The 20171-nt window shown below is 68.9% G+C and carries 19 protein-coding genes; 14 read left to right on the top strand and 5 right to left on the bottom strand.

Annotated features, from left to right (window positions below; genetic code table 11):
- Nucleotides 1-177 precede the first annotated feature (177 nt).
- The 4 genes from U5918_RS18440 (at nucleotide 178) to U5918_RS18425 (ending at nucleotide 3618) form a co-directional block, all read left to right on the top strand.
- The gene (locus U5918_RS18440) at nucleotides 178-2022 is read left to right on the top strand and encodes a right-handed parallel beta-helix repeat-containing protein (protein WP_336003498.1); all 1845 of its coding nucleotides are present in this window, start codon (nucleotides 178-180) and stop codon (nucleotides 2020-2022) included.
- Nucleotides 2023-2024: 2 nt separating this feature from the next.
- Nucleotides 2025-2237: a hypothetical protein gene (locus tag U5918_RS18435; protein ID WP_336003496.1), complete on the top strand. Its 213-nt coding sequence runs from the start codon at nucleotides 2025-2027 to the stop codon at nucleotides 2235-2237.
- Between the two features lie 227 nt (nucleotides 2238-2464).
- Nucleotides 2465-3301 (top strand): beta-keto acid cleavage family enzyme, encoded by an 837-nt coding sequence (locus U5918_RS18430; protein WP_336003495.1) that lies wholly within the window; start codon nucleotides 2465-2467, stop codon nucleotides 3299-3301.
- Nucleotides 3302-3405: 104 nt separating this feature from the next.
- The gene (locus U5918_RS18425; RefSeq protein ID WP_336003493.1) at nucleotides 3406-3618 is read left to right on the top strand and encodes a hypothetical protein; all 213 of its coding nucleotides are present in this window, start codon (nucleotides 3406-3408) and stop codon (nucleotides 3616-3618) included.
- Between the two features lie 49 nt (nucleotides 3619-3667).
- Here U5918_RS18425 and U5918_RS18420 read toward each other — a convergent pair whose 3' ends face one another.
- Entirely contained in the window at nucleotides 3668-4513 is an 846-nt protein-coding gene (locus U5918_RS18420) for a hypothetical protein (RefSeq protein WP_336003492.1), read from the bottom strand.
- A gap of 252 nt (nucleotides 4514-4765) precedes the next feature.
- On the opposite strand from U5918_RS18420, the gene aglF reads away from it, so the two are divergent.
- Entirely contained in the window at nucleotides 4766-5497 is a 732-nt protein-coding gene (gene aglF / locus U5918_RS18415) for a UTP--glucose-1-phosphate uridylyltransferase AglF (protein WP_336003490.1), read from the top strand.
- A 5-nt stretch (nucleotides 5498-5502) separates the two neighbouring features.
- Nucleotides 5503-6681 carry a GNAT family N-acetyltransferase gene (locus U5918_RS18410; RefSeq protein WP_336003488.1) on the top strand — a complete coding sequence of 393 codons (1179 nt, stop codon included), beginning with the start codon at nucleotides 5503-5505 and terminating at the stop codon, nucleotides 6679-6681.
- On the opposite strand, the gene U5918_RS18405 is transcribed toward U5918_RS18410, so the two are convergent.
- Nucleotides 6678-7640 carry a polysaccharide deacetylase family protein gene (locus U5918_RS18405; protein ID WP_336003486.1) on the bottom strand — a complete coding sequence of 321 codons (963 nt, stop codon included), beginning with the start codon at nucleotides 7638-7640 and terminating at the stop codon, nucleotides 6678-6680. The genes U5918_RS18410 and U5918_RS18405 overlap by 4 nt on opposite strands.
- Before the next feature lie 258 nt (nucleotides 7641-7898).
- On the opposite strand from U5918_RS18405, the gene U5918_RS18400 reads away from it, so the two are divergent.
- A complete protein-coding gene (locus U5918_RS18400) occupies nucleotides 7899-8480 on the top strand; it encodes an acyltransferase (RefSeq protein ID WP_418771389.1) in 582 nt (193 codons plus the stop codon).
- Between the two features lie 30 nt (nucleotides 8481-8510).
- On the opposite strand, the gene U5918_RS18395 is transcribed toward U5918_RS18400, so the two are convergent.
- A complete protein-coding gene (locus U5918_RS18395; RefSeq protein WP_336003484.1) occupies nucleotides 8511-9614 on the bottom strand; it encodes a Gfo/Idh/MocA family protein in 1104 nt (367 codons plus the stop codon).
- Nucleotides 9615-9721: 107 nt separating this feature from the next.
- Entirely contained in the window at nucleotides 9722-10828 is a 1107-nt protein-coding gene (locus tag U5918_RS18390; protein WP_336003482.1) for a DUF354 domain-containing protein, read from the bottom strand.
- Between the two features lie 411 nt (nucleotides 10829-11239).
- Between U5918_RS18390 and U5918_RS18385 the strand changes: the two genes are divergently transcribed.
- The 7 genes from U5918_RS18385 to U5918_RS18355 all read left to right on the top strand — a co-directional run bounded on the left by U5918_RS18385 (nucleotide 11240) and on the right by U5918_RS18355 (nucleotide 18992).
- Nucleotides 11240-12082, top strand: coding sequence for a polysaccharide deacetylase family protein (locus tag U5918_RS18385; protein ID WP_336003480.1), 843 nt, complete (start codon nucleotides 11240-11242; stop codon nucleotides 12080-12082).
- Entirely contained in the window at nucleotides 12079-12996 is a 918-nt protein-coding gene (locus U5918_RS18380; RefSeq protein ID WP_336003479.1) for a polysaccharide deacetylase family protein, read from the top strand. The genes U5918_RS18385 and U5918_RS18380 overlap by 4 nt, the downstream gene beginning before the upstream one ends.
- A gap of 49 nt (nucleotides 12997-13045) precedes the next feature.
- Nucleotides 13046-14056, top strand: coding sequence for a lipid II:glycine glycyltransferase FemX (locus U5918_RS18375; protein ID WP_336003478.1), 1011 nt, complete (start codon nucleotides 13046-13048; stop codon nucleotides 14054-14056).
- On the top strand, nucleotides 14053-15057 hold the full coding sequence (locus U5918_RS18370; RefSeq protein WP_336003477.1) for a glycosyltransferase: 1005 nt from the start codon (nucleotides 14053-14055) through the stop codon (nucleotides 15055-15057). Before U5918_RS18375 ends, U5918_RS18370 begins: the two co-directional genes overlap by 4 nt.
- A gap of 82 nt (nucleotides 15058-15139) precedes the next feature.
- A complete protein-coding gene (locus U5918_RS18365) occupies nucleotides 15140-16933 on the top strand; it encodes a hypothetical protein (protein WP_336003476.1) in 1794 nt (597 codons plus the stop codon).
- Nucleotides 16933-18402 carry a flippase gene (locus tag U5918_RS18360; protein WP_336003475.1) on the top strand — a complete coding sequence of 490 codons (1470 nt, stop codon included), beginning with the start codon at nucleotides 16933-16935 and terminating at the stop codon, nucleotides 18400-18402. The genes U5918_RS18365 and U5918_RS18360 overlap by 1 nt, the downstream gene beginning before the upstream one ends.
- 77 nt (nucleotides 18403-18479) lie before the next feature.
- Nucleotides 18480-18992, top strand: a complete 513-nt coding sequence (locus U5918_RS18355) for a halocyanin domain-containing protein (protein ID WP_336003474.1) — start codon at nucleotides 18480-18482, stop codon at nucleotides 18990-18992.
- Nucleotides 18993-19011: 19 nt separating this feature from the next.
- Here the strand turns inward: U5918_RS18355 and U5918_RS18350 are convergent, their stop codons facing one another.
- Complete coding sequence (locus U5918_RS18350; RefSeq protein WP_336003472.1) at nucleotides 19012-20130, bottom strand: hypothetical protein; 1119 nt, start codon at nucleotides 20128-20130, stop codon at nucleotides 19012-19014.
- Nucleotides 20131-20171: the final 41 nt, after the last annotated feature.

The raw sequence follows: 20171 nt of genomic DNA, 5'->3' as shown, positions 1-20171 counted from the left end.
AACCGCCCCCGTCCGTTCCGGCCCGCGCGGTAGCAACCACCTACCCGTATTGACGACCAGCCTGCAAGCAAGTCGCAACCGTCGAGCGCCCATCGATAGCGAACTGCGGTGTAGACGAGGGGTTCTGGCCCCAGACCGGTCAGAACCATTATATGTTTACTGTCTGCCTACCCGGACATGGCACGTCGCCAGGAAGAGAGTGAGAGTCGGAAGGAACGGCTTATCGAGAGACGGTCGCTGCTGAAGGCGGTCGGTGGGACGGCGGCCGCGGTCGGCGCCACGAGTTTCCTCGGCTCCGCCGGGGCACAGGAGACCGGCGGGAGCGCGGTCGACTTCACGGACACGACCGTGGACCTGGGCAAGCAGGGCCTGAGCAACGGCGACCTGATCGACCCCTACCTCGACGAGCACCTCTCGTCGGGAACGGAGGTCCGGATCCCGGCCGGCGAGTACGAGTTCGAGGGCGAGGGCCTCGGCGGCAGCTACGAGAACGCCGCCCTGGTCGGCTCGACCGACGGCGTCGTCTTCAATCGGCCGGCCCCCGAGGAGCTCGTCCGCCCGGACGTCACCGCAGAGAGCGGGACGGTCCGGCTGGAGAACATCACGCTGAAAGGGAAGAAGGGCCAGGAGCAGTCCCGCTGGCGCGTCGGCGCGAACGAGGGCGCGCGGATGGAACTCGTCAACGTCAACATGCCCGACGGGACCGTCGACGGCTCCGACTCCACGGGGATCTACGCCGGCGACGACCACGCGGGCACGCTGTGGGTCCGCAACTGTTACTTCTCGATGTTCGGGAACGTGGCCTGCTACGTCTCCGACCCCTACAAGGGCGGCAACGGGGCCGTCATCGTCGAGAACTGTGACTTCGTCAACACCGGGATGTCCGCGGTCCGCCTCGGGCCCGACGGCAGCGTGGTGCGCGACTGTTACTTCGAGGCGACGGAGAAGGCCCCCGGCGGCAACACCGGCTGGAACCAGCGCGGTATCAAGATCGGTGACCCCGGATCGGACATCACCATCGAGAACTGCGACTTCAACTGGTCCGACACCGGCGCGATGGCGGTCAAGTTCGACGAGGACGGCCAGGACGGCGGCGGCGTCCTCCGGAACCTCCGTGTCGCCAACGACGGCGGCACCACGTTCTCCGTCGAGTGGGACATCGAGGGCAACTGGAGCGGCGAGAACATCCACCTCACCGGCGACGCCGACCACTACGCACCGGACCACTTCGAGACGGTCACCGGATCGAACGCGGAGTCGCCCAACACCGACTACTCGATCTGGAAGCCGATCGGCGAGAACGTCGAACCCAGCGGCCCCGGCGCCGGCGCGGGATCGGGCTCAGACGACGGTGGCTCCGACTCCGAGGACGGCTCGGACGCCGAGCAGGAGCCCCTCGAACACTCGATCGTCCTGCAGGCGAGCGAGGACAACCCCGACACGAACTGTAACGCCCGGTTCACGACGACCGGCCCGATCCAGTTCGCCGACGAGGCCGAACCCAACACCGACGAAATCACGGAGAACGAGGACGGCACCTTCACCGCGACGAGCGTCGAGATGAACCCCGCCGCGGTCGACTCGTACACCTTCGACGGCGAGATCACCAGCTACGAGGTCACGAGCGGCTACGAGGTCGCGGTCGAACTCGACGGCGAGGCGACCACCTTCGCCGAGATCGTCGGCGAGGACGGGTCGAGCGGCGACTCGGACGCCGGCAGCGACTCGGACTCCGGTTCGGACGGCGGCGACGACCAGCAGCACAAGGTCCTCGTCATCGACGGCACGGGCGACGCCCAGAGCGTGGCCAAGTACCAGTTCTCCGTGACCGGCACCGCCGAGTACGACGCCGGTCGCTCGGACACGAGCGAGGGGCTCCCCTGGGACAAGATGACCGACCACGTCGACGACGGGCGCGTCGTCGGCGTCGTCGGCAACGGCAAGGACGCCTTCCGGTTCACCGGGAGCCTGGACTCGATCAGCGTCGACGGCAACGCCGGCGTGAAGATCCTGGAGGTCTGAGGATGAGCGAATCGGAAACCGTCGACTGGCGGCAGTTGCCGGCCGACCCCGACCCCCACGACCTCGGGTACGACCCGCTGGAACTCGACATCACCGAGTCCTCCGGGGACGGTGGCCACTACGTCATCCTCCCCCACGACGAGGACTTCCTGCGCGACGACGCGTTCATCGTCGCCGACGCCGACTCGGTCGTCTCGCTGTCGGACTGCAACTGAGCGGCCCCGGTCGTGACGTCCCGGTCCGGTCCCCCCTGACGTCTCTCTTCTGCGACACGGTTCGTCGCTTTTCTCCGCCACGACGCCTGCACCGGCGGGTAAGGGTGGAAAAACAAAGTGGATCCGAGGTCCACCGAGTCCACAGCCGGACAGCCGGGCCCTGCGAACGCGCCCGGCGGTGCCCCTCGCCGCGGGACGGCGACGGGACATCCGGACGTCGAGAACCTATGAGTTACCAGCACTACCTCGATCAGCGAAAACTGATCCTGACCGTGGCGACGACCGGCGGGGTCCACGGGAAAGACGCGAACCCGAACCTCCCAGAACAACCCGACGAAATCGCGCGGCAGGTCCGCGAGTGCGAGAAGCTCGGGGCCGCCATCGTCCACGTTCACGGCCGGGACGAACGCGGCGAGAACGACCCGGAACGCCTCCAGGCGGTCAACGACGCCATCCGCGAGGAGTGCGACGACATCGTCATCCAGAACACCACCGGCGGGCAGAGCCCCTACGAGAACCGCGTGGCCGGCATCCGGACGGACCCGCCGCCGGAGATGGCCAGCCTCGACATGGGGCCCTTCAACCGCGGCCAGCACATCATCACCGAGCACACGCGCCACAACATCGAGTCGCTGGCCCGCGAGATGAAGGAGAAAGGCGTCAAACCCGAACTCGAGGTGTTCAACAACGGCCACCTCAACGAGACCTACCGCCTGATCGAGAAGGACATCCTCGATCCGCCGTACTACATCAACGTCATCCTCGGGCCGGGCACGTTCACGATCCCGACCCCGGAGAACCTCCTCAACATGGTCAACAACCTGCCCGAGGAGAGTCACTTCAACGTCCTCGCGACCGGGCCCCACCAGCTCCCGCTCACGACGATGGGCGCCATCCTCGGCGGGCACGTCCGCGTCGGGATGGAGGACAACCTCTACTACGACCGAGGCGAACCGGCCCAGAGCAACGCCCAGCTCGTCGAACGCTCCGTCGAGATCATCGAGCGCATGGGCCGGGACCTCGCGACGCCCGACGAGGCCCGCGACATCCTCGGCATCGAGTGAGCCCGACCGGTCGGCCCGCGAGCCGCCCGGTCCTGCGACGGTAGCGGACTGCTACCGCGCCAAGGTTCCGAATAACATTGTCTCGCTCCGGTGGACCACCGGACATGACGTGTCCGTATCTGGAGTACCGTCGCAGCGACGGGGACCAGGAGTTCGATCACGAACGGCCGTACTGCGGCGTGACCGAGGAGTTCGTCTCGCCGATGAAGGCCGACATCTGCAACGACCGCTTCCAGTTCGACCACGAGAGCGACTGCGAACTGTACAAGGACCACGTCGAACGGCTGGCCGAGGAACCAGTGGCCGACGACGACTGACCGACGAGAACGGGACCGGCCGGCTCCCCGGGGCCATTTCGGGACCGACTCACCTGACTTCGAGCCAGGGGACCTCGATCAGCGGGTCGATGTGGGTCTCGACGTGGTGTTCCCACACGCCCTGCTCGCCGAAGGCCTCGCCGTGGTCGGCGGTGACGACGACGTCGCCGTCCAGTTCCGTCACCAGGTCCGCGACCGACTCCATCGCGATCCGGAGGTTCTCCTCGTAGAGTTCCATCGCGGTCTCGCGGGTTCCGTTCCGGACGACGTCGACGGGGTCGAGTTCGAGCCACAGGCCCACCTTCTGGGCGAGCTTGCTCCCGTCGAGCGCCGACTCGACCTTCGGGCGGACCCGGTCGGTCACCGGCGAGAGGACGCCGCCGCCGTCCCCCTCGTCCTGACGGCGAATCCCCTTCTGGATCTGCTTGAGCTTCTGGCCCGTCCCGCGCGCGAGGTACGGCGCGTGGGGTTGCATGTAGTGGACGACCGTCCGGTCGGCGTCGGCGACGAGGTCGGCGTGGTCCCGGTAGGACTCCGCGAGGCTGTCCGGCGGCACCGTGCCGAGGTCGTCGTCCCAGCCGTGTTCCCACACGTCGACGACGTCGCTGATGTGCTCGTTCGCGGTCCACTCGTAGTCGCAACTGGCGCCCCACTTGAGATCGGACAGCGAGATGCCGAGGTCGTTGATGAACGGGTTCCCGGAGAAGTAGGCGATGTCGTGGTCGCCGGTGAACGTCCGGTAGGCCCACTCCGGGGTCGACGACCCGTTGCTCCGGCGCCGCTCCAGTGACCCGTCGAGGTAGTCTTCGTACACGTCCTCGAACACGTCGTACCGGCAGGCGTCCAGGACCACGCAGTAGTCCCACTCCGACGCGAGAAACGACTGATCTTTCATCGATTTAGACACGGTTTCAGCGGTTCTTGGCCGCGCTCGATACACGCCCGCCCGGTCCAGTCGTGCGCCGTCGTGGTCGTCTATCCTGCATGTATACTCCTACGTCAGGCTACTCATACGAAAAAATTCGGAAATGCTCCGGCGACGAATCGTGGCCGACCCGTCGGCACCGACCGGACTGTCCGGTGGGGTCGCCGTCCGGATCACGATAACCGCCTCATACTTTTTCCCGGTCACGGGGAGGCAGGTCGCATGAAAGCCGTCGTACTCGCGGCCGGCGAAGGGACGCGCCTGCGCCCGCTCACCGAAGACAAGCCCAAGGGCATGGTCGAGATCGACGGGCGGCCGATCCTCACCCACTGCTTCGATCGCCTGGTCGAACTGGACGCCGACGAACTGCTCGTCGTCGTCGGCTACCGCAAGGAGAATATCATCAGCTACTACGGCGACGAGTACCGGGGCGTGCCGATCACCTACGCCCACCAGCGCCAGCAGCAGGGCCTCGCACACGCCCTGCTGACCGTCGAGGAGGAGATCGACGACGACTTCATGCTGATGATGGGCGACAACGTCTTCGAGGCCAACCTCCGCGACGCCGTCCGTCGCCAGCAGGAGGACCGCGCCGACGCCGCCTTCCTCGTCGAGGAGGTGCCCCGCGAAGAGGCGAGTCGCTACGGGGTCTGTGACACCAACGACTACGGCGAGATCGTCGAGGTCGTCGAGAAGCCCGACGAACCCCCGTCGAACCTGGTGATGACCGGATTCTACACCTTCACGCCGGCCATCTTCCACGCCTGCCACCTCGTCCAGCCCTCGGATCGGGGCGAGTTCGAGATCACCGACGCGGTGAACCTCCTGCTCCAGAGCGGCCGGACCATCGACGCCATCCCGCTGGAGGGGTGGCGCCTCGACATCGGCTACCCCGAGGACCGCGACGAGGCCGAGAAGCGGCTCCAGGAGGCCCAGCCCGAGATCACCGGGTGAGCGCCATGAGCCAGCAACTCGACCCCACCGACCTGGCGACCGAGTCCGACCCCGTGATCGACCACGAGGCCGAGGGAGAGACCTACGCGATCCGCCGGATGGAACCCGGCGACGTCGAGAGCTACCTCGAACTGTTCAGGAACACGGAACTCGAGGAGGGCGGCAGCCGCGAGTGGTTCGCCTGGAAGTTCGAGGACCAGCCCTACATGGTCCACACGCCCGTCTTCGTGGCCGAACACGAGGGCGAGGTGGTCGGCGCGCGGCCGTTCGTGCCCTTCCGCCTCCGGGTCGGCCCGCGGACGATGCTGGGCCTGCAGACGGCCGACACCGTCGTCCACCCGGACCACCGGAGTCGGGGCCTGTTCTCCCGGATGAACGACCTCGCTTTCGCCTATTACCGCCAGCGCGATCCCGACGTGCTGTTCTCGATCCCGAACGCGCGCTCCCGGCCCGGCTACCTGGACATCGGCGCGAAGACGGTCGGCCCGATCCGGACCTGGCTCCGCATCGAGCGCCCCTCCGCGTTCCTCGAAGCGAAGTTCGGCGACAGGACCCCCGACCGCGCCGGCTCGGTGCTCGACGGGCTCAGCGACGGCTACCACCGGCTCCGCGACCGCCGGCACAACGGCCACGACCGGACCGACATCTCGGTCGAGCGGCGGGCGTCGGTGCCGAGCGAGACGCTGGCGGAGATCGCGGCCGCACCCCAGCCGGACGTGATCCACGTCCGTCGCGACGAGGCGTTCTACGACTGGCGCTTCGACAATCCCTGCTGGGAGTACGACAGCTACGTCGCTCGACGCGACGGCGAGCCCGTCGCCGGACTGGTCGCGGGGACGCGTCGGATCGGCGATCGCGTTCAGACCAAAGTCGCCGACGTGGTGCCGCTGGCGGGCGAGGAGCGACTGCCCGCGGTCGCGGCGCTGTTCGAGCGGCTGCTCCGGACCCACCCCGACTCCGACGCGTTCGCGGTCGCGGGCTCGGGCCTGCCCGACTCCCTGCTTCGCTCCTTCGGCTTCCGGCCCGACGACGGGCTGGTGCTGTCACCGCTCTCGAACCCGACGGTGCTGATCACGATGCCGCTGACCGCCGGCGACGTCCCCGACCCGTGGACGGTCGAGGGTCGGGACCTGGCCGACCCCGAGAGCTGGGACCTGCCCTTCTGCGAGCACAACACCGGCTAGGCCGGATCGGAACCGTCGGTGGCCACTCGCTTCGGCGCCGTATCCGCGAGGACGTCCGCCGCGATCTCGCCCATCGTCCGGACCTGCAGGTCCGTGCGAGCCCGGACCCGGGCGAGGTGTTCGAAGATCGATCGGAGCCGCCGGACGTCCCGCGGTGCGACGAGGTTGTTCGGGTGCAGCCACATGTGAAAGATCCCGTCGGCCGCCGCCGCGTCGTCGATGCCGCGTCTGGCCTGGACCGCGACGGGGTCGCCGACGAACGGTTCGGCCACCGAGCGGGCGACGCCCTCGAACCCGAACAGGTACAGCGACGCCGGGACGTTGACCAGGCCGAGCGAGTTGCGCCGCGCGCGGACCAGCGGCGGGCCGGCGTCGCTGACGGTCGCGCGGGCGACTTTGTCCACGGCCCCCGCGCCGTCGGCCCGGGGGTCGTCGGTCGGTTTGGTGCCCCTGAAGCAGGTGATGCCGTTGTCGGAGAGCGCCTGCAGGTGCCCGACGTTGTTGCGCGGGAAGACGAACGAGCGTGGCTCGACGCCGTGCACGCGGGCGGCGTCGACGGCCGCCGACAGCTCCGCGTCGGCCTGGGTCGCCGTGGTCTCGGGCGCCCCCATCTCGACGTGCGAGAACGTGTGGATCCCGATCTCGTGCTCGACGTCGGATTCGTCGATCCGGTCGATCAGCCCGTCGGCGAAGCGCAGCGATCGGGACATCCGGTCGGGGCCGCGCTCGTGATCGAACCAGCCGGGCGGGGCGGGGTGGTCGCGGTGCCGGCCGTCACAGTCGTCGAGGAAGAGGTGGCCGACGACGGCCCAGGTCGCGGGCACGCGGTATTCGGCACAGAGGTCGACCAGCGCCTGCCACCCCTGGCGCGCGCTCGCGAGGCGGTCCCGGGGCGGCTCCGCGAAGTCGTGGAACCCCCAGCCGAGTTCGGCGTCGATGGAGAGAACGACGGTCCCCATTACCGCTCGAATAGCGGCGCCGCCCACTTCGTTACAATCCCGAAAACAACGATACGCACGAAATACCGCTGGCCGTGACCGTCACCGACAGGGTCACCGACGCCGTGGTGGACCCGTGCCGCCGGGCCAGTGCAGTCGACGGGTCGATCCGGGGGTCGCAGGAGCGCCATAACAAAGCCCTTACCGGGAGTAAGCCCCGTCTCGCTGGGGGCGAGGCCGCGGGGGATCGACCGCGCGGGGGCTCGCTCCCGGGGGACAATCGTGAACGAGCCACTGATCGGTCAGGACTGCGAGATCGCACCGTCGGCCGAACTACTCGCCCCCGACGAGGGGCAGGACCCGCCGCGGATCGGCGCGGGGGGAACCATCCGGGCGGGGACGATCGTCTACCCCGACGTCGATATCGGCCGGAACTTCGCGACGGGGCACAACGCCCTCGTCCGGGAGGACACCATCGTCGGGGACGACGTGGTCCTCGGGACCAACGCCGTCCTCGACGGCACCTGCACTGTCGGCGACGGCGTGAGCATGCAGACGGGGGTGTACGTCCCGCCGGAGACCACCGTCGGCGACGGCGTCTTCCTGGGGCCCCACGCCGTGCTCACGAACGACCCCTACCCGCTCCGGACGGACGTGGGACTGACGGGACCGACCATCGAGGCCCACGCCTCCGTCGGGGCGAACGCCACCGTGTTGCCCGACGTGACCGTCGGCGAACGCGCCTTCGTCGCGGCCGGCGCGGTCGTCACCGACGACGTGCCGCCCGAGACGCTGGCGGCCGGCGTCCCGGCCGAGCACCACTCGCTCCCCGAGCAGTTGCAGGGCGAGAACGACGCCTGAGAGGCGAGCGAATCGAAAACAGTCGGCGCGTCAGTCCGTGGCCGAGACGTCCTGTGCGACCTCGACCTCCGCGTCGGCCGCGTCGCGGATCGCTTCCATCAGCCGGATGGTCCAGCCGGCCTCTTCGAGGGGGACCGGCGGTTCGCGGTCCCCGGTGAGCGCGAGGGCCTCGGCCTCGAACTGGTAGGCGTGGGCGTCCATCTCCGTCCGGGTCGCCCAGTCGTCGTTCCGGCGCTGCTCGACGACCGACTTGACGTTCTTGACGTTGCCGGCGATCCGGTCGACCGCGCGGTCGAGGTTGTTCCGGGCCCGGGCGATCGGCGAGGCCTGATAGTCTCGATCCAGGGTCACGAGCGTCTGGGAGATCAGGTCGGCGATCAGGACGCCGTCCTCGCCGTGGACGGTGACGTGCTTGTCCGGGACGTTGCCGGGCGTGAGCGTCGCGCTACAGAGCACGTCCTCCCGGCTCTTGTACTGGAGTTTCGCGCCGTCGTAGGTGAACGGGCGGTCGTACTCGCCGCGGAGGTGGGTGATCACCTGGACGTCCTCGCGGTCGGTCGGGTAGCCGCCGGTCCGGAGCAGCATGTACAGCGGGTGTGGCAGCCCCTCCTCGAACTCCCCGCCGGGCAGCTCGAAGGCCCAGTCGCCCCGGCGGACCGAGTCGGGGTAGGTCTGGCCGGTGTAGGTGACCTCGACGGTGCGAACCTCGCCGACTGCGCCGTGGTTCAGCGCGGTCGTCAGCTCTCGCATCGCGGGGTCGAAGTCGTGGTTGTGGACGGCCGCCACGTGGACGCCGTGTTCGCGGGCGGTCTCGGCGAGTTGCTCGTACTCCGCGACCGTCTCGGTGATCGGCTTCTGGATCAGGACCGGGACGCCGGCCTCGATGGCCGCTGTGGCGAGTTCGAGGTGGGTCCCGACCGGCGTGCAGAGGTGGACCCAGTCGAGGTCCGCCTCGGCCAGCATCGTCTCCATATCGGTGTAGCCCGGGATCCCGTACTCGGCGGCGACCTCTCTGACGCGGTCCTCGTCGACGTCGCAGAAGGCCGCGAGCGTCGTCAACGGCATCGAGTCGAGCCCGTCGAGGTGGTTGTCGGAGATCGTCCCGCCGCCGACGACGGCAGTGCGTAACGACATGGGAATCGCTCGGGTGCCCGGCGCACATTGTTATGCCGCCCCAATCCCGGATAAGCACCGTTAACCCCGCCGCGCCGCCGAGCCGACGGCGAACGCGCCCGGCGCGGTCAGCTCGACGCGACCGTGATCGGGGCCTCGCCGCGACGCCGCTCGACGCCGTCCGGATCGAGGATCAGGTCCCGCAGGTACGCCGCCACGTCGGGCTTGTCGGCGATCAGCTCTCGGCGGCGACGCTGCCAGTCCGTCGCGGCGGGCCCGGCGACGAGGTCCCGGGCCTGCTGCAGCGCCCGCTCCTCGTCGCGGAAAGAGAAGAGCAGCCCCCGCTCGGCCAGTTCCTCGAAGTTGCGCATCTCGTGGGCACCGACCTTCGAGTTGACGCGGATCACGGGCGTCCCGAGCAGCGCCGCCTCCGTCGCCATGGTCTGTGAGTCGCCGGCGTAGAGGTCCGCGAAGTACAGCAGGTCGTGGATCAGGTGGGGCGGCACGGTCAGCTCGTACTCGCTGAACTCCTCGGGGAGGTCGCCCTCGCTCGAGACGTAGACGGTCCCGTGCTGGTCGAGTTCCTCGATCAGGGCCCGCTTGCCCTCGGTGGACCACCCGGCCCCGCCGACGTCGTGGTAGGCCTCCCACGCCGCGAACCGGAGGACGAAGTACGGTTCGTCGGTGGCGACGCCGCGGGTCGCCAGTCGGTCCCGATCGGGCTCGAACCGGTCGGGGTGGAGGTAGGCCAGTTCCTGGAAGCCGAGCGTGTGGTTCCGGCCCCCGGTCAGGGACGTCTCGAACCCCGCCGGCGCACAGAGGTCGTCGACGAACGGGAGCATCAGCCCGCGGTAGCAGGCCCGCAGCACCCGGGATGGGATGACCGTGTCGCGCAGCATCACGGTCCGCGCGCCGAGCAGGTTCGCGACGTAGATGGCCGGCGGGTTCGGCCGGGCCACGACCACGTCCGGGTCGAACGAGCGCGCCAGGCGGAACAGGCGCGCCCCCTTGACGCCCATCTCGGCGGCCGTCGCGAGCAGGCCGCCCCCTTCGGTCGAGAGGCACTCGTGGGGCACCTCGTAGGCGTCGAGCAGGGCCGTCGTGATCTCCTTGTCCCGCGAGGTGACCAGCGTCTCGTGGCCCCGAGACTCCAGGTCCCCGATGACAGGCCGGAACAGGTGGACCTGTGCGGGGTGGTTGATGTCGAACAGTACCCGCTGGGGGTCCCCGCTCATTGGCCGACCCGACCGGCCTCGCGGCGGCCGGTCGGTCGCTGTCCGGTCCACCCCCTGTCGACGGCTCGGCCCACGATCGCTGGCGAAATCGTACGCATCGTGCGCAGCGACCGTTCCGCTCGCCTAAGTTATCCCCTGGTTACGCCACCTGACGACCGGATTCCGGCGCGTCGCGAGCGTTCGAGGGGTTGCTCGCGAGGGGCCCGAAACCCATCATCCCAGATAGGTGTCCGAGACCCGGGTTTTCAGGCCCCACAACACGTTCCTGCAAGGGCACAGGTCGGGCATAACTAAGCCGAGTGCGGCGGCAGGGCGGGACGACCAACGGACCACGGTCGACGCCGGGCGGGACGACCGCCGGGGCCCGCCGGCGCACCTGGTCTCCGCGGACACCAACGGAGGTTCGTTCCCATGTCCCGACACGCCGATTTCACCTATCCGATGTACAGTCGACTCCTCGAGGCGGGGGCCGCGGCCGGCTACGAGTTCCTGCCGGTCCGGGAGTACCTCGGCCGGCGCGCGGCCGGCGAGGGCCCGGGGACGACGGCCACGGCCGACGCGGCGGCGACGGACGGCGGGTCGGGACTGCCCGACCGGTTCGTCGTCCTCAGACACGACGTGGACCGCAAACCGCGGAACGCGCTGGCGATGGCCCGGCTCGAAGCCGAACACGGCGTCCGGAGCACCTACTACGTCCGGACCATCGAGAAGACCTTCCGCCCGGAGCTGATCGAGCGCATCGCCGCGCTGGGCCACGAGGTGGGGTATCACTACGAGGACCTCGACCGGGCCGACGGCGACCCGCGGGCCGCACTTTCCTCCTTCGAGCACGAACTCGGCCGGCTCCGGTCGCTCGTCGACGTCGACACGGTCTGCATGCACGGGAACCCCCTCTCGCCGCACGACAACCGCGACATGTGGGACCACGCCGACTTCGACCAGTTCGACCTGCTGGGGGAGGCGTACCTCTCGATGGACTTCACCGACGTGGCCTACTACTCGGACACGGGCCGCACCTGGCGCGACGGCGACCTGAAGGTCAAAGACCACACGATGGGCGAGGGCCAGAAGGCGATCCAGGTCGACTCGACGCCGGAACTGGCCGGACTGTTGCTCTCCGGGCGGGTCGACCGACTCTGTCTGCTCTCCCACCCCAACCGCTGGGCGGGGAGTCGCCCGGAGTGGATCGTCGAGGGGACGAAAGACGCCGCCGTGAACGTCGTCAAGCGAGGACTCGCCCTGATCGCGTCATGAGCTGGCTGGACGGCACCGTCGCGGACGGGGCGTCGTTCGCGCTCTGTCTCACCCACGACGTCGACCGGCCGTTCAAGACCTACCAGTCGCTGTACTACGCGGTGACCGAGCGGGATCCGACCCACATGCTCGACCTGCTGCCCAGCCGGGACCCCTACTGGACGTTCGACCGGGTGATGGACATCGAGGCGGCCCACGGCGTCCGGTCGAGCTGGTACTTCCTCCACGAGCAGTCGCTGTTTTCCGACCGTCCGGCGTCGGACCTGCTCAACCCGACCGCCTGGCAGCTCTACGCCGGTCGCTACTCGCTTTCGAACCCGGAGATCCGGGCGATCATCGAGCGCCTCGACGGGAACGGCTGGGAGGTCGGCCTCCACGGCTCCTTCGAGTCCTACCGGGACGCGACGTTGCTGGCCGAGGAGAAACGCCGCATCGAGGGCATCCTCGGCCACGAGATCCGGGGCGTGCGCCAGCACTACCTGAACCTCGAGCGGCCCGGCACCTGGCTGCGCCAGCGGGCGGTCGGGTTGCGCTACGACGCCACGCCCGGCTCGCGGGACTCGTTCGGCTTCCGCGACCGGTACGAGCCCTTCCGGCCGTTCGACGACGCCTTCGTCGTCTTCCCTGTGACGCTCATGGAGCAGACCCTCCCCGATCCGGGCCAGCATCCGGAGCGGGCCTGGCGGGTCTGTGAGTCGCTTCTGTGCGAGGCTCGCGAGAACGACGCGGCCATGTCGGTGCTCTGGCACCCGCGGTACTTCAGCGACGACTACACCGGCTACCAGCGGCTCTACCGGCGACTGATCGAGCGGGCGCTCGAACTCGACGCCTGGGTCGGCCCGGTCGGTGAGCTGTACGCCAGCATGGACCATCCGGCGACCGCCGACCCCCAGTCCCCCCCGCAACGACGGTAGGCCGACGATAACAAAGGGGTGCTCCGGCGTTTCGCTGGCAGAGTCAGCGATGCGAGTCGAACCCATCGATATCGACGAGTGGGAGTCGGTGCTTCCAGCTGAGGGCTTCGAGGTGTTCCACGCGCCGGCCGCCCTCGAGGTGCTCGGGGAACACGTCGACGGCGACCTCCGACTGTTCGCGGGGTACAAGGGCGATCAACCCGTCGGGCTCATGCCAGTGGTGGTCGACGAGCGGCTGTTCAGCACGCTCGTGTTCTCGCCCCCGCCGGCCATGGGCGTCCCGCGACTCGGTCCCGTGTTGATGCCCAACAGTCCGAAGCGCCGCAAACAGGAACAGGTCAACCGGCGGTTCACCGAGGCCGTCCTCGACGAGATCGAGAGCGATTCACCGCTCGAACTGTTTCGTATGCTCTGTAATACGACGTATGCAGACCCGAGGCCGTTCCGCTGGCAGGATTTCGACCTCGGGACGCAGTTCACCTATCAGCTCGATCTCGAGGATCGCGAGCCCGAATCGGTGCGCAAGGACTTCAGCAAGAGCCTCCGGCGAGACATCCGTGACGCCGAGGACCTGGACGTCACCGTCGATCGCGGCGGCCTCGACGACGCCCGGGCCGTCTACGAACAGACCCGCGCGCGCTACGAGGAGCAAGACCGGGGCTACAAACTCTCGTGGGAGTACGTCTCGGACCTCGTCGCGTCGATGCTGGAGAACGACCGCGCCCGGATCTACGTCGCCCGCGACGGGACGGGGCAGTTCCTCACCGGGATCACCGTGCTCTACTCCAACGATGCCGCCTACTTCTGGCAGGGCGGCACCCGGACCGTCCACGAGGGCGTCGGCCTCAACAGCCTCATCCACTGGCGAGTCATCGAAGACGTGATCGAGGATCCACCCCGGGAGTCGGTGTCCACCTACGACCTGATGGGTGCGAACACCGAACGGCTCTGCCAGTACAAGAGCAAGTTCGGCGCGGATCTGGTGCCCTACTACGTGGTCGAATCGGGCGGTCGAACGATGGACCTCGCGAAAAAGACCTACCAGGCGCTAGTTCGGTGACCCTCAGTAGCCGCCACCGGGACGACGCCCGGACCGACGCCGCCGCGCGCCCGCTCGACGTCCTGAGCTTCGTGACCAACCAGGAGGCCACGTTCTACAAGCGGCAACTGCGCACGCTCGCCGACTTCGGCGTCGCCACGCGGACCGTCCCCGTGCCCGGCAAGAGCCACAGCAACTCGGTGAAGGCCGGCACCACCGGCACCCGCTCGATCTTCGACTACGCGCGCTTCTCGACCCGGGCGTTTCGCCACACCCTCGGGGACTACGACCTGATCCACGCCAACTACGGCCTCACGGCGCCGCCCGCGATCGTCCAGCCGCGACTCCCGGTCGTCCTCTCGCTGTGGGGCTCGGACCTGCTCGGGGAGTACGGCTGGGTGACGAGACGGCTCGTCCCGCACGCCGACGCCGTGATCGTCATGTCCGAGCGGATGGCCGCCGAACTCGACCGGGACTGCTACGTCATCCCCCACGGCATCGACCTGGAGACGTTCGCGCCCCAGTCCCAGACAGCGGCCCGCGCCGCCCTCGACTGGTCGGGCTCGGACAGACACGTCCTCTTCCCGTACCCGCCCAAACGCGACGTCAAGGATTTCCCCCGCGCCGAGCGCGTCGTCGAGGGGGCACGGGAGCGACTCGACGGCTCGATCACGCTCCACACCATCTCGGACGTGCCCCACGACGAGATGCCGACGTACATGAACGCCGCCGACGCGCTGCTGTTGACCTCCAGGCGGGAGGGGTCGCCCAACACGGTCAAGGAGGCGATGGCCTGCAACACGCCCATCGTCGCGACGGCCGTGGGCGACGTGCCGGAACGGCTCGACGGCGTCACGCCCTCGGCCGTCGGCCGCACGGACGCGGAGCTGGTCGAGGGGCTCGTCGAGGTGCTGCGCGCCGACGGGCGATCGAACGGGCGCGAGCACGCGCGAGAACTGAGCCTCGATCGCATGGGCGAGCGCATCCGCGACGTCTACGACGCCGTGCTCGACGACGACTGACCCGGTCCGTCGCGGACCACTCAGGAGTTCACAATGACAGGATCGACAGCGACCGACCCGTACACCGCGACACGGAGGACGCATGGCTACTGAACCGGTTCGCTCGGCGCGACTGGCGCTGGCGCTGGGCTATCTGGCCTTCGGCGCGGCCGCGCTCGCGGCCTGGACCGACCCCGGCCGCCGGTACGAACTCGACGTGTACGCCGCGACGCCGACGGCCTTCTGGGCCGGCCTCGGACTGGCGGTCGTCCTCGCACTGTTCGTCGCCTACAACCCCGCGGTGACCCGCGGGGTCCGGACCGGCGCGCTCGTCCTCCTCGGCACGAGCGTGCTCGCCGTCGCCGGCCTGCCGATCCTCCGGAACTACTACTTCTGGGGGGTCGGCGACTCGCTGAGCCACCTCGGGTTCGCTCGCCTGCTGGCCAGCGACCGCCTCAGCCCCTTCGGCTTCCTCTACCCCGGGATCCACTCGATCGCCGTGTTCACGAGCCGGACGCTCGGGGTCCCGCTCACGCGGGCGATGCTGTACGTCGTGGTCGCGTTCACCGCGCTGTTCGTCGCGTTCACCGCGCTGAGCGTCCGGGCGATCGCCGACTCCCGGTGGGCGCTGCCGACCGGCGTCGTCGCCGGCGCCTTCCTCCTGCCGATCAACAACGTCTCCGTCTTCCTCGAACCCTATCCGACCAGCCAGGCCATCTTCTTCGTCCCCTTCATCGTCTACCTGGCGATCCGGTATCTGGACCTGCCCGACTCGGGCTTCCCGCGTGCCGTGACGGGCGTCGGCCTCCTGCTCGGACTGGCCTCCGTCACCGTCGTCCTCCTCCACCCCCAGCAGGCCGGGAGCGTCCTGCTCCTGTTCGGGGCGATCGTCGCCGTCCAGTGGCTCTTTCGGCGGTGGGTCCCCGACCACGCGATCAGCAGACAGCGCCCCTTCTACGCCCCGATGTTCCTGGCGACGGCCGCCTTCCTCCTGTGGGCCCCGCGGTTCGAGCGGTTCTACGGCGCGACGAGCGGGCTGATCAGCGGCCTGCTCGGCGTCGAGCCGGTCGGCAACGAGGTGACCAGCCGGGCCAGTTCGCTGGACATCCTGGGCGGGAGCGTCGTCGAACTGTTCGCGAAACTGTTCGGCGTGAGTCTGCTGCTGTCGATCGTCGCCGGGTTCGTCGTGCTGGCGGGCTGGCTCGGTCGGCTCGACGACCCGGCCCGCCGGGGGACCCTTCTCCGGTACCTGGCCGGCGGGCTGGCGCTGCTCTCGGGGACCTTCCTCGTCTTCTTCGCCGCGAGCATCTCCGTCCTGCCCTTCCGGTATCTCGGCGCGGCGATGGTCGTCGTCACGATCCTCGCCGCGGTCGGCCTCGTCGACGGCGTCCCCCTGTCGATCCCGTGGCCCTCCTGGCGGACGATGCGCTTCGCCGCCGTCCTGCTGTTCACCGGCCTGCTCGCCGCCCAGGCCGCCCACGTCCACGGCTCGCCCTACATCTTCCAGCCCTCCGATCAGGTGACCGAAACGAGCATGCACGGCTACCAGAACTCCTTCGAGCACCGCGACCCGGCCGTGGAGTACGCCGGGATCCGGGGCGGCCCCCGCCGGTTCGTCGACGCCACCTACGGGACGACCTTCACCGACCGCACGCCCGGCGGCAAGCTGTTCGAGGGCAAAGAGGAGGGGATACCGGGGCCGGTGTTCAACTCGAACCTCTCGACGCACTACGAGCGCGACCGGTATCTCCCGGTTACCGACCGAAACCGGGTGCAGGAGGTCGCCCTCTACGACGGCTTCCGGTACTCCCTCTCGGGGTTCCGTGGCCTGCGGACGACGCCGGGGATCCACCGCGTCCGCTCGAACGGTGACTTCAGACTCTACTACGTCGACTGATGGACCTGACAACACGCGTCGTCCGGGGCGTCAAGGCCTACTTCGGTGCGCGGGTCGTCTACGCGCTGGCCAACGCCGTCCTGCTGTTCGCGCTGACCCGCTACCTGCTCGATCCCGCGGCCTACGGCCTGCTCTACTTCGCCATCTCGGCGCTCTCCATCGGGTCGATGGTGGCGACGCTGGGGCTCCCGAAGTCGACCGGCCGGTACGTCACCGAGTTCCTCGCGACCGACGAGTCCCAGGTCCCCCACGTGATCCGGATCTCCCTCTCCTTCCTGGCCGTGCTGACCGCGGCCGTCGCGATCGTCGTCGCACTCGTCCACCGCCCACTCGCCACGCTGCTGCGCGATCCCGCCCTGGAACCGTTCCTCCTGCTCGGCGCGGTCTTCGTCGCCGCCCGCGCGGTCTACTCCTACCTCACGAACGTCTTCCAGGGGTTCAACCGGGTCGAACACTCCGCGCTCATCAGCGTCGTCAACTCCCTGACCCGCCTGCTCTGCGCCGTCGGGTTCGTCCTGCTCGGGTTCGGCGCTCTCGGTGCCTTCGGCGGCTACGTCCTCGGCTACGTCGCCGGCTCGGTGGTCGGCCTCCTCGTGCTCAAGTACCGCCTGCTCGCGGACCTCGCGGTCGCCACGGAGCCGGCGGCCGACCTCACCCGCCGCATCCTCGAGTACAGCGTCCCGACGGCGGCGACGCGGCTCAGCGTCGTCCTCGACAGCCGCGTCGACAAGGTGTTGCTCGGGGTGCTGATCGGCCCCGTCGCCGTCGGCTTCTACACCCTCGCGAAACAGATCGCCGACTTCTGTATCGTCCCCGCCACCGCCCTGGGCTTCACCATCTCCCCCGCGCTCGGGGACCAGCACGCAGACGACGCGACCGAGCGCGCGGCCACGCTGTACGAGCGCTCGATGGAGAACGTCCTCCTACTGTACCTCCCCGCCGCCGTCGGCCTGGCGCTGGTCGCCGAGCCCGCGATCCGGATCCTCGTCGGCACCGACTACCTCGGCGCCGTCCCCGTCCTCCAGCTGTTCAGCTTCTTCGTCATCGTCCGCGCGATCCACAAGATCACCGGCAACGGCCTGGACTACCTCGGCCTGGCCCGCATCCGGGCCATCGCCCGCGGGACCGCCGCCGGGAGCAACGTCGTCCTGAACCTGCTCCTGATCCCCATCTACGGCGTGATGGGCGCCGCCGTCGCCACCGTCGTCACCTACTCGGCCTACACCGCGGTCAACGTCTACTACATCCACCGCGAACTGAATCTGGAGATGGGCTACCTGCTCGGCCGCACGGCCCGGATCGGCGCCATCGCCGTCGCGATGGGCGGCGTCGTCTGGCCCCTGATCCCCCACGTCTCCGGCGTCCTCACGTTGGCGGGGGCGGTCCTCGTGGGCGGCGCGGTCTGGGCCGGTCTGGCGATCGCGAGCGGGCTGCTGGATCTCGGGGAAATGCGGGGTCTGCTGGCGTGAGTGGGGTCGTGATCGCCGTCCACCGGAGGTCGTCCCCGGTGGGTTTTTACCGGACCCTCGGGATCTGTCGGACACGTATGGAGTCGAGTCGACGACGAGTACTGTCCCTGGGTGGCGTCCTCGCGGGTTCTCTGGGCGGGTGCTTGCAGTTCACCGATCCGTCCGATCGGCCGTCGAACGAAGAGCTCGAAGTGACTGCGACGCAGACCCCGACGCCGTCACCTGCCGAGAGGGCGCTCGAGGGCGACACTCTGGAGTGGCTCGGGAGCGCGGCGGAGAACAGTTTCGGCGACAGGACCGGCCAGGCGACGGCGACCGTCTCCGTCGGTACCGACACGTCGAACGAACGAGAGTTCGATCCAGCCGTCCTTCGGATCTCCACCGGAACGACCGTCCGCTGGGCGTGGACCGGCGAGGGCGGAACACACAACATTTTCGCGGCGAGCGAGGCGTTCGATTCCGGTGCAGTCAGCGCCGCCGCCGACGCGACCTTCGAGCACACGTTCGAGACAGCCGGCACGTATCGGTACTACTGTCAACCGCACGAAGGTGCCGGAGCGCGCGGTGTCGTCGTGGTCGAATCCGAGTGATACGGGTTGCCGACGGTGTTCAAAGGTCGACGCGGACGAGCCACGCGTTCGAGCGCATCTCGGTTCCGTCCGGTGTCGCCGTTGCCGAAGCGACTTCTTGTGCGCTCCGGTAGGACCGCGTGGCACCGACGGCGAGGGCACCGCCATCCGAGAGGGCGACGACGTCCGTCAGTTCCTCTCGACGCTCACCACCGATCCGCTCGCGCCACCTCTCGGTGCCGTCCTCGGTGGTTGCGACGAGCAGACCGTCTTCGTCGGTCGTCCCGACGAACAGCCGTCCGTCCGTCGTCGCCGTCATCGGATACGGACGGCCGCCGAACACGTCGGTTTCGAGGACGGTTCCAGCGGCATCAACGCGGTGCCAGCCCGCCTCCGTCCGGACGAGGTAGTTCCCGTCTGCTCGGCGAACCGACCGCGCCGGTGTGTCCAGGGTCGCCTGCCACGCCACCCCGTCAGCGTCGACGGTCGCCGTCCACCCGAGGTCCGTATCCGATCCGCTGCGGTCGGTTCCGACGGCCAGCGCCCCGTCAGCCGTCGGAACGAGTCCTGTCACTAGCCGCCGGTCCGCCTCGCTACCGTGTTCCCAGCGCGTCTCCCCATCCGCCGACACGCCGTGGAACCAACTGCCGGATCCGCGCTGCGTGCCGCCCAGCACCACCGTTCCATCACCCAGTCGTGAGATCGCGAAGAGGTTCGTCGTTACGTCCCGCCTGTACTGTTCGTGAGCGGTGACTGATCCCTCGGAGTCCGCGACGAGGAGCCCACCGAAGGTTCCGCCCGCTCGCTCCGAGAACCCACTGAGTGCGAATCCGAACCGACCGTCAGCGAGGACGGTCCCGTCCGTGGGAGTGAGAACACCGCTTTCGATACCTTCGGGTGGGACGGTTTCGGTCCACCGACCCGTCCCGTCCGTCGCCCTGGCGAGGAGCCACGGCCGGAGCGTGTCCGCGTCCGCGTCACCGGCGTTGGAACCGAACGTGACCGGGCCCGATTCGGCCGGGATCACACCCCTGAGGCTGTCGTTTCGCGGACCGCCGAGCGGGAGGTGCCACGCGACGCGCTCGCTATCGGGGTAGCGCAATTGCTCGGATCGGTCCTCGGACTGGGCCGAACGGAGACAGCCGGCACCGGCGATCACGAATCCGACCCCTCCGGCTCGGCGGAGATAGCGGCGTCGCT

It is taken from the genome of Halorientalis sp. LT38, from assembly GCF_037031225.1.
GTDB lineage: Archaea > Halobacteriota > Halobacteria > Halobacteriales > Haloarculaceae > Halorientalis > Halorientalis halophila.
This window is presented reverse-complemented; position numbering and strand designations above follow the sequence as displayed.

Coding starts and splice junctions, on each gene's coding strand:
- U5918_RS18385 (WP_336003480.1), top strand. CDS start 11,240: ATGTCCCGACACGCCGATTTCACCTATCCGATGTACAGTCGACTCCTC.
- U5918_RS18440 (WP_336003498.1), top strand. CDS start 178: ATGGCACGTCGCCAGGAAGAGAGTGAGAGTCGGAAGGAACGGCTTATC.
- U5918_RS18435 (WP_336003496.1), top strand. CDS start 2,025: ATGAGCGAATCGGAAACCGTCGACTGGCGGCAGTTGCCGGCCGACCCC.
- U5918_RS18390 (WP_336003482.1), bottom strand. CDS start 10,828: ATGAGCGGGGACCCCCAGCGGGTACTGTTCGACATCAACCACCCCGCA.
- U5918_RS18395 (WP_336003484.1), bottom strand. CDS start 9,614: ATGTCGTTACGCACTGCCGTCGTCGGCGGCGGGACGATCTCCGACAAC.
- U5918_RS18380 (WP_336003479.1), top strand. CDS start 12,079: ATGAGCTGGCTGGACGGCACCGTCGCGGACGGGGCGTCGTTCGCGCTC.
- U5918_RS18355 (WP_336003474.1), top strand. CDS start 18,480: ATGGAGTCGAGTCGACGACGAGTACTGTCCCTGGGTGGCGTCCTCGCG.
- U5918_RS18420 (WP_336003492.1), bottom strand. CDS start 4,513: ATGAAAGATCAGTCGTTTCTCGCGTCGGAGTGGGACTACTGCGTGGTC.
- U5918_RS18405 (WP_336003486.1), bottom strand. CDS start 7,640: ATGGGGACCGTCGTTCTCTCCATCGACGCCGAACTCGGCTGGGGGTTC.
- U5918_RS18425 (WP_336003493.1), top strand. CDS start 3,406: ATGACGTGTCCGTATCTGGAGTACCGTCGCAGCGACGGGGACCAGGAG.
- U5918_RS18365 (WP_336003476.1), top strand. CDS start 15,140: ATGGCTACTGAACCGGTTCGCTCGGCGCGACTGGCGCTGGCGCTGGGC.
- U5918_RS18375 (WP_336003478.1), top strand. CDS start 13,046: ATGCGAGTCGAACCCATCGATATCGACGAGTGGGAGTCGGTGCTTCCA.
- U5918_RS18360 (WP_336003475.1), top strand. CDS start 16,933: ATGGACCTGACAACACGCGTCGTCCGGGGCGTCAAGGCCTACTTCGGT.
- U5918_RS18410 (WP_336003488.1), top strand. CDS start 5,503: ATGAGCCAGCAACTCGACCCCACCGACCTGGCGACCGAGTCCGACCCC.
- U5918_RS18430 (WP_336003495.1), top strand. CDS start 2,465: ATGAGTTACCAGCACTACCTCGATCAGCGAAAACTGATCCTGACCGTG.
- aglF (WP_336003490.1), top strand. CDS start 4,766: ATGAAAGCCGTCGTACTCGCGGCCGGCGAAGGGACGCGCCTGCGCCCG.